Origin of the sequence: Fulvivirga kasyanovii (assembly GCF_009711405.1) — a bacterium.
Classification (GTDB): domain Bacteria; phylum Bacteroidota; class Bacteroidia; order Cytophagales; family Cyclobacteriaceae; genus Fulvivirga; species Fulvivirga kasyanovii.
Genome location: NZ_SMLW01000657.1, coordinates 18,729 through 28,822, shown reverse-complemented (window position 1 = coordinate 28,822; position 10,094 = coordinate 18,729). Strand labels below are relative to the sequence as shown.

At 44.6% G+C, this 10,094-nt stretch carries 7 protein-coding genes; 1 reads left to right on the top strand and 6 read right to left on the bottom strand.

From position 1 onward, the window contains the following. The first annotated feature begins 49 nt into the window (after nucleotides 1–49). On the top strand, nucleotides 50–496 hold the full coding sequence (locus E1163_RS25075; protein ID WP_155175555.1) for an Hsp20/alpha crystallin family protein: 447 nt from the start codon (nucleotides 50–52) through the stop codon (nucleotides 494–496). 191 nt (nucleotides 497–687) lie between these two features. Here the strand turns inward: E1163_RS25075 and E1163_RS25070 are convergent, their stop codons facing one another. The 6 genes from E1163_RS25070 to E1163_RS25045 all read right to left on the bottom strand — a co-directional run bounded on the left by E1163_RS25070 (nucleotide 688) and on the right by E1163_RS25045 (nucleotide 10,045). Continuing rightward, nucleotides 688–1,326, bottom strand: coding sequence for a DUF3347 domain-containing protein (locus tag E1163_RS25070; protein WP_155175554.1), 639 nt, complete (start codon nucleotides 1,324–1,326; stop codon nucleotides 688–690). Nucleotides 1,327–1,360: 34 nt separating this feature from the next. Continuing rightward, entirely contained in the window at nucleotides 1,361–3,115 is a 1,755-nt protein-coding gene (locus E1163_RS25065; RefSeq protein WP_155175553.1) for an efflux RND transporter periplasmic adaptor subunit, read from the bottom strand. Nucleotides 3,116–3,132: 17 nt separating this feature from the next. Beyond that, nucleotides 3,133–4,206 (bottom strand): class I fructose-bisphosphate aldolase, encoded by a 1,074-nt coding sequence (locus E1163_RS25060; protein ID WP_185156209.1) that lies wholly within the window; start codon nucleotides 4,204–4,206, stop codon nucleotides 3,133–3,135. A gap of 76 nt (nucleotides 4,207–4,282) precedes the next feature. Beyond that, nucleotides 4,283–5,539 (bottom strand): TolC family protein, encoded by a 1,257-nt coding sequence (locus E1163_RS25055; RefSeq protein ID WP_246223889.1) that lies wholly within the window; start codon nucleotides 5,537–5,539, stop codon nucleotides 4,283–4,285. Beyond that, nucleotides 5,536–6,249 (bottom strand): acetolactate decarboxylase, encoded by a 714-nt coding sequence (locus E1163_RS25050; RefSeq protein WP_185156208.1) that lies wholly within the window; start codon nucleotides 6,247–6,249, stop codon nucleotides 5,536–5,538. The genes E1163_RS25055 and E1163_RS25050 overlap by 4 nt, the downstream gene beginning before the upstream one ends. Continuing rightward, complete coding sequence (locus tag E1163_RS25045) at nucleotides 6,236–10,045, bottom strand: efflux RND transporter permease subunit (protein WP_155175549.1); 3,810 nt, start codon at nucleotides 10,043–10,045, stop codon at nucleotides 6,236–6,238. The genes E1163_RS25050 and E1163_RS25045 overlap by 14 nt, the downstream gene beginning before the upstream one ends. Between the last annotated feature and the right edge of the window lie 49 nt (nucleotides 10,046–10,094).

Below are 10,094 nucleotides of genomic sequence, written 5' to 3'. Positions count from 1 at the left end.
TTTTTTAAAACATTTTAAATCAAGTTAAATTTAAAAAAAGGAGGTTATTATGTCACTCATCAGACGAAATGCTGACTTATTTAATTTCCCTAACTTATTTGACGATTTCTTCACAAGGGATGTTTTTAATTCAGGCGGCACCACATTTTCATCTACCGGCACTACCATTCCGGCTGTAAACATCAGAGAAACCAATGATGATTTCGAAGTGGAAATGGCTGCGCCAGGTATGAACAAAAAAGACTTCAAAATTGAACTGGATGGAACACTTCTAACCATTTCATCAGAAAAAACAGATGAACATGAGGAAAAAGAAGGAACATATAGCAGAAGAGAATTTAGCTATCAATCCTTCAAACGATCTTTTACTCTGTCAAAAGACGTGGTAGACATTGACAAGATCAAAGCCAGGTATGAGAACGGCCTATTATATTTGAGAATACCTAAAAAAGAAGAGGCAAAACAAAAGCCTCCCAGAATGATTGAAATCTCATAAAAAATAAACGCCTCAAAATGGGGCGTTTATTTTTTATGATTCAGCCACATACCCGAAATAACAGTTTTTTTAGGAGGGTGAGATAAATTGCTTTTATCTTGGTTGCCGATTGCTTTTGCCGACTGCTATTACCGGGTACCTGGCAAACAAAGAGTCAAAATGCCTGAGGCTCCTTAGAAACCCTGCCAGATTTAATTGGTAGCAATTTTTTCCTGAACCTTTCCACACTTCAACATTTTGTCACCAAAATAAGGATTCCTGATCTCCTCACTTGAGCTTAGCCAGAAAGCACCCTGATTGTCAAATGCCATAGGGCAGTACTGCTTATACAAGGTAAGCCCCGTATTCTTTGCTTTGGCCAAAGCATAAACATCCTGCGACATCAGGTCAAAATGTTCTCTGATATGCTCAAGTTCATCCGTATCCACAATATGCTGAGCATCTTCTTTAAGACCTTTTATCGCGGTGGTAGCCTCAGCTCCCTCAAGGGCTGAAAGTATACTGGATGCTGCATCTTTGGACTTAGCAGCATCACTCGCCACCAGGGCATCTTTAAGTTGTAAATATGATTCTGTAATGCTTTTTGCCACTTTCTCTGAGATGTCCTTGAAATCTTCTGCCGTAACTATAACATCAGCTTGAGCTTCAGTTTTCGCTGCATCTCCTTCGGTGCTTGCATGATCCATATCTTCATGGTCATGATGCTCCCCCTCCATTTCATGATCGTGTGTAGCCTCGCCTTCAGTGGTGTCGGCAGACTTATTGCCACATGCCATTACAAAAGATACCAACAGAGCCACCATAAAAAGATTTAAAATTCGAGTTTTCATCGTTTGTTTGTTTATATAAAATTTGGGTTTAAAATTATTCAATTGTTTCCGTTACTTCCCCACAAGTGAGCATCATGTCACCATAGTAAGGATTTCGGATTTCATCAACCTCACTTAACCAGTTCGCTCCCTGATCATCATTAGCCATCGGACAATGCTGCACATAAACAGCCTTACTAAAAGGTCCAAAAGTATGGGCCGCATCGACCATTGCTTCTGAGAGTAAAATAAATGATTTCCGTGCCTGGTCAATATTATCAGATGCTACTATGCTATTTATTGCCCCATTCATCTGTCCTTCCAAAGTCATCCATCTATCATGTGCCTTGCCTTCAAAAGCGTTCATAGGCACCTGATCCAATGCTTTTTTAAAAGTACTTGCTGAGACCAGGGCATCTTCTCTATTGGAAGCTACCAGTGCATCTTTCAGCTTATAATACTTCATGATCAATCCTTCAATATGTTTTTTTGCCTGGTTTCCGACCTGAACAGGCTCCGGTTTGACAGACTGGCCGTGGTCATGCCCTGTCATTGTAGTCCCGCCTTCAGGGTTCATCATACTGGGCTTTCCTGCCAATTGCGCCGCAGCATCAACAGTAAATGTACCGTTAACCACTACCTCATCACCAGGTTTTAACCCTTTTTCAATAACATAAGAATTACCTAAGCTTGGACCAAGCACTACTTCTTTCATCATAAAAGAAGGCTCTTCAGCAGTTTGATTTTGTACATATACCACCGACCGCTCTCCGGTCCACATTACGGCTGATTTAGGCAAAACGATCCGGTCCCCTTGAGCAGGTATCTCTGTTTTTACCGTACCGGTGACAAACATTTCTGGTTTTAGCTTCTGTCCTGGATTCGGTATTTCCACCCGGACTTTAGCTACACGGCTTTGGCGATTAACTACTGGCTCAATAAACGCCACCTTTCCTTCAAAGTCCTGGCCCGGCAGGGAAGCCACTGTGAAACTGACTTTATCTCCAAGGTCTATCCACGGAAGGTCACTTTCATAGGCATCAAACTCAACCCATACCTTAGAAAGATCTGCAACAGTGTATAATGCTTCACCGGTTTTGAGATGATCACCCACATTAACTTTTTTTTCTAAAACAACACCTGAGCGGTCTGCCTGAATATCTATGGTTTGCCTTATTTCACCTGACTCAGCGATATTACTTATCTGGTGTTCTGAAAGCTTAAAAGCCTTGAGTTTCTCAACGGCAGCCCTGTATAACGCGGGCTGCGAATCTTTAATAGCAACAGTCTGGAGCAACTCTCTTTGAGCAGCAATAAGTTCAGGAGAATAAATGCTGGCAAGCCTCTGCCCTCGCGTGACATACTCACCGGTGGTATTTACGAAAAGCTGTTCAATCCGGCCTGCCACATGAGCCGTAAGCGTCTTCACCAGCCGCTCATTGGGCACTACTGTACCGTTTAGCTGAAGGGATTTTTCAGTTTCACCTGCCCCGCTTCCCACGGTCATGGTCTGAATACCGGCTAGTTTTATAGCTGTTTTGGTCATGGAAACGGCCATTGGGTTAACATCTCCCTCACCTGATCGCAAAGGAATCAGGTCCATGCCACAAATAGGGCACTGCCCTGGTTCCGGCTGCCTGATTTGGGGGTGCATGGAGCATGTCCATGTAGTTTCACCAGCATGGTCAGTGAGGTCGTGAGGAGTACTGCTTTCCTCACGACTGCTATGCCAAAAGATATAACCTAACAACAGCCCTGCCAGCAAGGCTATTATAGCTATCGTCCATTTATTCTCAAGATACTTTTTCATTTTAGTTTTTTCAATTATCAAGCCACGCTGATATCCTTATTGAGATATACGTCCTGAACGGTATTCAACAGTTCTATGCCTTCCTTAAAAGGGCGTTGAAATGCCTTTCTACCCAGTATCAGTCCGCTGCCACCGGCTCTTTTGTTAATTACTGCTGTTTTTACTGCTTCCTGTACATCGGAAGCTCCTTTTGATTCACCTCCGGAATTGATGAGACCAACCCTCCCTGCATAACAGTTGAGTACCTGGTACCGGCATAGGTCGATAGGATGCTCGCTTGTCAGTTTATCATACATATCCGGGTGAGATTTACCGAATTTGATGTTTGTATATCCACCATTGTTGGTCGGCAGTTTTTGTTTGATCAGATCAGCCTGAATAGTCACCCCTAAATGGTTTGCCTGGCCTGTCAGGTCTGCCGATGTATGGTAGTCTGAGCCGTTTTGTTTGAAATTATCATTTCGGGTGTAGCACCAAAGTACGGTAGCCATTCCCAGTTCATGAGCTACTTCAAAAGCTTGCGATACCTCTACAATCTGCCTGTCAGACTCCTCGGAGCCAAAGTAAATAGTAGCTCCCACGGCCACGGCCCCAAGCTCCCAGGCCTCCTGCACCGAGCCAAACATGATCTGATCATACTTATTCGGATAGGAAAGCAGCTCGTTATGATTGATCTTCACTAAAAACGGGATCTTATGGGCATACTTGCGCGACATTAGCGCCAGACCTCCGAAAGTAGTTGCCACAGCATTACAACCCGCTTCAATAGCCAGTTTAATGATATTTTCAGGATCGAAATATATTGGGTTTGGGGCAAAAGCACTACCCGCAGAATGCTCTATTCCCTGATCAACCGGAAGAATGGACAAATAACCGGTGTTTGCGAGGCGGCCGTTGCCATACAAAGCAGCAAGGCTCCGCATCACTTGCGGCGAACGGTTACTGGTTGCAAAGATATCATCGATCAGACCTGGCCGGGGAGTATACAAAGAATCTTTGTCCACTGTTTTGCAGGTATGATCAAGCAGTTTTGATGCATCATCACCAAGTAATGAGGCAATTTTGTCGGTGGTTTGGTTAGCTGTCATCATAATTTTTAATGTTTAAATTCCTTTTATAATTTAACATTTAAATCAGTGTTATGCTCAAATTGTTTTGGGCTTCCCTTTAGTTTTCATCTAATGGCAAGCCTTCAGGCGTTTCATATGTCAGGTATTCGATCTCTGCATATTTCATCAGATATTCTTTATAAGCTTTATAGAAACCTCTTTCAAACTGTATAAGCCTTTGCTGCACCTGTAATATCTGTTCAAACTCTTCCAGATCATTGGTATAATCTGAAATGGTTAACTCCAGCGTCCTCTGGGCAATGTCCATCTGCTCTTTGTAAAGCTCCATCTCACTCTTGGCGGATTGCATTTCATAAACCGCCATATCCAGTTGGGAAGTCAGCGTATTGCTCATGTTTTCCTGCTCAAACTGAAACTGCTCCTCCTTAAAAGCTGCCTCTTTTACCGCTGCCTTATACTTTTTGCGCCAGATTGGAATACTGATAGTGGCCATAGGCATCAACACATTTTTTCCATTATCCGGCATAGACATATCAGAACGCTTACCTACAATGACATAATCAATGCCTGCACCAATGGAGGGGTAACCGCTTTTCTCTGCCACCCGTTTACTTTCAGTAGCTGCGGCTTGCTGCAGTTTGAAAAATTTCACATTTGGATGGTTCGTCAGACTATCCTTCATAAAAACAGGATCACCAGCCGGAAGAGCAATTGAATCAGCTACGATAACCCCTGCCGTATCTGGTTTGCTATTGATCAGCCTGAAAAAGGAACGTTCAAGTACAGTAACCCTTTCTTTTAAGATCTCCAACTTCGTATTTACCTGCTTTTGCTCCAACTGCACCCTGAAAACACTTGAGAGGCGCCCCTCGCTGGTACTGAACCTGGTTTGAGCCAGATTTTCGTATGTTCTGAGTATTTCAAGGTTTTCCTCTTCAAGCCCTATAAGTTTATAGGTTTCCCACAGTTGGTAATATTGTACCTTCACCTGCATAGAGAGTTTTTCCCTTGCATCGATAAATTTGGTATAACTGGCTTCGGCCTGCAATGCAGCTACATCTCCCCGCTCCTTAAGGGTACCAAACCAGGGAAACATCTGGCTAAGGGAAAACCTCGCCCTCTGCGGCCCTACCCTTGTTTCAACCGGACTTATGAAATAACCGAAAGAAAACGTTGGTTCCTGTAAGCTTTTAGCTTGGGGTATTTTCTCCATAGCTCCTTCAAATTCGGCATACCGTGCCTTTAATCCCGGGTTATTCTCCGCTGCCATATTCAGGTAATCATTCAGCTTGCTTTGCCCCAACCCGGGAAATGCGATGTATAAAAAGATGATATTTATAATGTGCTTTCTCATTCTGCCGGAACATATAGTTTAACATTACCACCTAACCGGATGTCATCAACATGCCCGACCTTACTCCTCTCCTCATTTATCACATGCATATGGATATTGGAATCGTGATGTGTGAACACGCCCTGATGCCGGTCAGAATAAAACCCAACGATTGATATCTTAGCTTCCTCCAGTGTATCAGAAAAGGCGGCTGCCCTTATCTCCTCATGGGTGGCATGCCCGGTTGAAGGCCTGATAATATGGAACTTCACAAACGCCGGCTGGCCCTTTAGTCGAAATGGCAATGGCTTAACCGATCCCTCCGCTCCCCTCAACAGGGACAGGAAAAATTCCATATCTTTCAAGGAAACTACACTGTCAGGTAACTGCACCTCCTCCCATTCACTTACATAGGTATACACGAGTAGTGTAGCAGCAACCTCTCTATCTTTTGATACGGCCACCACACCATCTTTTGCCTTGCTGACGAATGGCACACCATCTTCAATCATTACCTCGCCACTTAAGGCATCAAGGGCACCCACTGCAAATAAGCCCGGCCTTTCCAGAAGCGAATCAATAGCCACTTTAGCCGAAATATCATTTTTATGCATAATACCCCTTAGCTGCCCGGCGTGTAGCACTTCATAATCGCCGTTATGGCTAGCCGCACAGGCTGAGACCCATACAGCAACCACCGGAACAAAATATTTTAGATTAACCATTTTCATTATGTTGCCTCTTTTTAAGTCTGTTCTCCTGCCGCCATCCATATAAAACAGGAACTACAAAAATTGTAATTATGGCTATGGTCATTCCCCCAAAGATCGGAATAGCCATGGGCACCATTATATCCGAACCTTTACCTGTAGAGGTGAGGATTGGAACAAGTGCAATTAGCGTGGTGGCCGTGGTCATCATAGCAGGCCTTACCCTGCGCTCTCCAGCATCAATAACCGCCTGCCGGATAGCTTCTTTGGTTTCAAACACCTGCCCTGCAAACCGCTGATCGAGATAGGTGGCCATTAACACCCCATCGTCTGTAGCGATACCAAACAGCGCGATAAACCCTACCCACACTGCCACGCTCAGATTGATGGTCTTCATCTGAAACAACTCCCGTACAGGAATATCTGCGAATGCAAAATTTGCAAACCATCCTTGCCCATATAACCAGATCATTATAAAGCCTCCTCCAAATGCTACTGCAATACCCGTAAACACCTGTAGGGATGTGGTAACTGATCTGAACTGGAAATACATGATCAGAAAAATGATAACCAACACCAATGGAACTATAATACCTAGGCGCTTCTCTGCCCGTAACTGGTTCTCGTAAGTGCCCGAAAAGCGAAAACTCACTCCTGCCGGCACCTCAAGTGCTCCGGAATCAATCCTGTCCTGGATAGCCCTTTGTGCATCATGCACCACGTCTACTTCTGCAAATCCTGTATTTTTATCAAATAGTACATAGCTTGTAAGGAAGGTCTCCTCACTCTTGATCATTTGCGGTCCGCGAAGGAATTCAATACTCGCCAACTGCCCCAGAGGAATTTGCGCACCCGACGGTGTCATTACCAGGATCTGCTCCAGCTCCCGGGGGTCGTCACGCAGCTCACGAGGATACCTGATCCTGATAGGGAAACGCTCCCTTCCCTCTACAGTAGTACTTAGTTTCATTCCTCCGATACCTGTTTCAATAGCCATTTGCACCTGCTCTATGCTCAGGCCATATCTGGCTATGGCGTCACGATCAATATCTATCTGTATGTATGGCTTCCCAACTACCCGGTCGGCAAAAACAGCCTCTTTTTTAACTGAAGGAACAGTTTTTAATATTTCTTCAAGGGCAAAGCCGAACGATTCCAGGGTCTTCAGGTCAGGTCCTGCTATTTTTATTCCCATAGGAGCACGCATACCTGTTTGCAACATCACAAGCCTGGTCTCAATAGGTTGAAGTTTGGGGGCAGATGTAACACCCGGCAAATCGGTGGCTTTTACAATTTCGTTCCAGATATCATCCGTACTTTTTATCTCGTCCCGCCAATTGCGAAAGAAACTGCCATTTTCATCTTTTACAAGGTTTTCAGCGGGTAATCTCAAAGCAATAATCTCATTTCTCGATAATGCTTCTCCCGATTTTAGCAGGAACCTACCTTCATCGTCTGTCTTAAACCTAATTCTCCTCCCGTTCTCGCCCACAACATACTCTGGTTTGTAGTTGATCACATTCTCATACATGGATATTGGAGCAGGGTCAAGGGCACTCTCAACACGGCCAAGTTTACCAACAACCACATCAACTTCAGGAATAGTACTCACCCGCATGTCAAGGGATTTAAGTGTTTTAATATTTTCCTCTATACCGGCATGAGGCATGGAGGTTGGCATCAGCAGGAAAGAACCCTCATTGAGGGAGGGCATAAACTCTTTACCGATCCCTGGGAAACTGTGAGTAAGACCTGACCAGACAGAGGTAGTACGAATGTTCACATTCACAGCATCAAATCCATCGGCAACAAAATCAAAAACTTTATTGAACCCTTGCCAAACCACCACTCCAAAGAGTATAATGAATGCAGGTAAAACCAGGAACTTGAACCTGTTGTACAGACACCATCTCAACACGGACGAGTAATACCTGACCAGCAACAAAGAGCCCCCCAGAACTGCTCCTACTACCAGGGCTACAAACACTATATTGAGCAGCAAACTCTTACCTGCTCCCAGCGGAAGCCAATACAAAGCCAACAACCAAACCACTGCCAGCACAGAAATTACTACTTCCCCATGACGAATGACCCAATGGTTGAAACTGGTAAAACCTTTAAACACGCCTACTACACCAAATAACAAAACCACTATCCCTGCCCATGTGGAAAAAGTAAAAGCAATTAAAAGCCCCAGGGGCACGATCACGACATTGAGCCACTTTCTGACTTTCTGTCTTTCAATTTTTAACCCAAACAGCCAATGTGCCAGGGCAGGAAGTATAAATAAAGCAATGATTACAGCAGCAGCCAGGGCAAAGGTTTTTGTAAAAGCCAGAGGCCTGAAAAGCTTACCTTCAGCGGCCTCAAGGGTAAACACCGGGATAAAACTGATAATAGTGGTTGAAACCGCTGTAACTATAGCACCACTTACTTCTGCCGAGGCTTCGTAAATAGTTTCCAGCAGGTTTTTCCCTTTGTTCTCATCCAGGTATTTAATAACGTTTTCGGTAAGTATAATGCCCAGGTCCACCATGGTACCTATGGCTATGGCTATCCCGCTTAAGGCTACGATGTTGGCATCAACACCTGTATATCGCATAGCTATAAAGACCATAAGCACGGCCAGAGGTAAGAGGAAAGAAATGATCATTGATACCCGGAGATTTAGCACCATCACTATGATCACCAGAATGGTGATTAGTATCTCAAGCGAAAGTGCCTCCTCAAGTGTACCGAGGGTTTCGTAAATGAGTTGCGTGCGATCATAAAAAGGGACAATGGAAACTTTGGAAATAGTACCATCCTCCAGTGTTTTTACCGGAAGCCCCTTTTCAACCTCTGCAATTTTTTCTTTTACATTTTTGATTACTTGCAGCGGATTGGCACCGTAGCGCGCTACAACCACTCCGCCGGTCACCTCTGCGCCGCCTTTATCCAGTACTCCCCTTCTGGTAGCAGGCCCCAGTGAAACTACAGCTACATCCCCGATTCTTATTGGCACATTATTGACAGACTTGATGACTGCCTTTTCAATATCTTCAACCGTCTCAACATAACCCAGCCCTCTCACGAGGTATTCGGCCTTATTGATTTCCAGAGTCTTGGCACCTACATCGCGGTTAGTGTTTTTTACAGCCAGCATTACATCCTGTAAACCAAGGCCATAAGCCTTCAGGGCCTCAGGGCGAACATCTACCTGATACTCCTTAACGAAGCCACCAATAGAGGCTACCTCCGACACACCTTCAGCAGAAGAAAGGGCATATCTCACATAAAAATCCTGAATGGCCCTTAGTTCCTGCGGATCCCATCCTCCGGTAGGATTACCATCTTTGTCCCGGCCTTCCAGTGTATACCAATAGATCTGCCCCAATGCCGTCGCATCAGGTCCAAGGGAAGGCTGTACATTGTCAGGGAGTAACCCTGAGGGCATAGAGCTTAACTTTTCCAGCACCCTTGATCTTGACCAGTAAAACTCTACATCTTCATTGAAAATGATGTAAATGCTGGAAAAACCAAACATGGAGGTACTTCGAATGGATTTGACTCCCGGAATGCCGAGCAGCGAAGTGGTCAACGGGTAAGTGATCTGGTCCTCGATATCCTGGGGTGAACGCCCGGGCCACTCAGTAAACACTATCTGCTGATTTTCCCCTAAATCAGGAATAGCATCAACCGGCACCGGATCACGAGGAAGGAAGTCCAGGTTCCAGTCAAAAGGCGCAGTCACTAACCCCCAACCGGCAAAAAGAACTATAACCAAGGCTGTTACCAGCTTGTTTTCAAGAAAAAACTGTATTAATTGATTTAACATAAAAATATCTGTTGAACATGAAGAATAGACCTGACAGAGCAATAGCCAT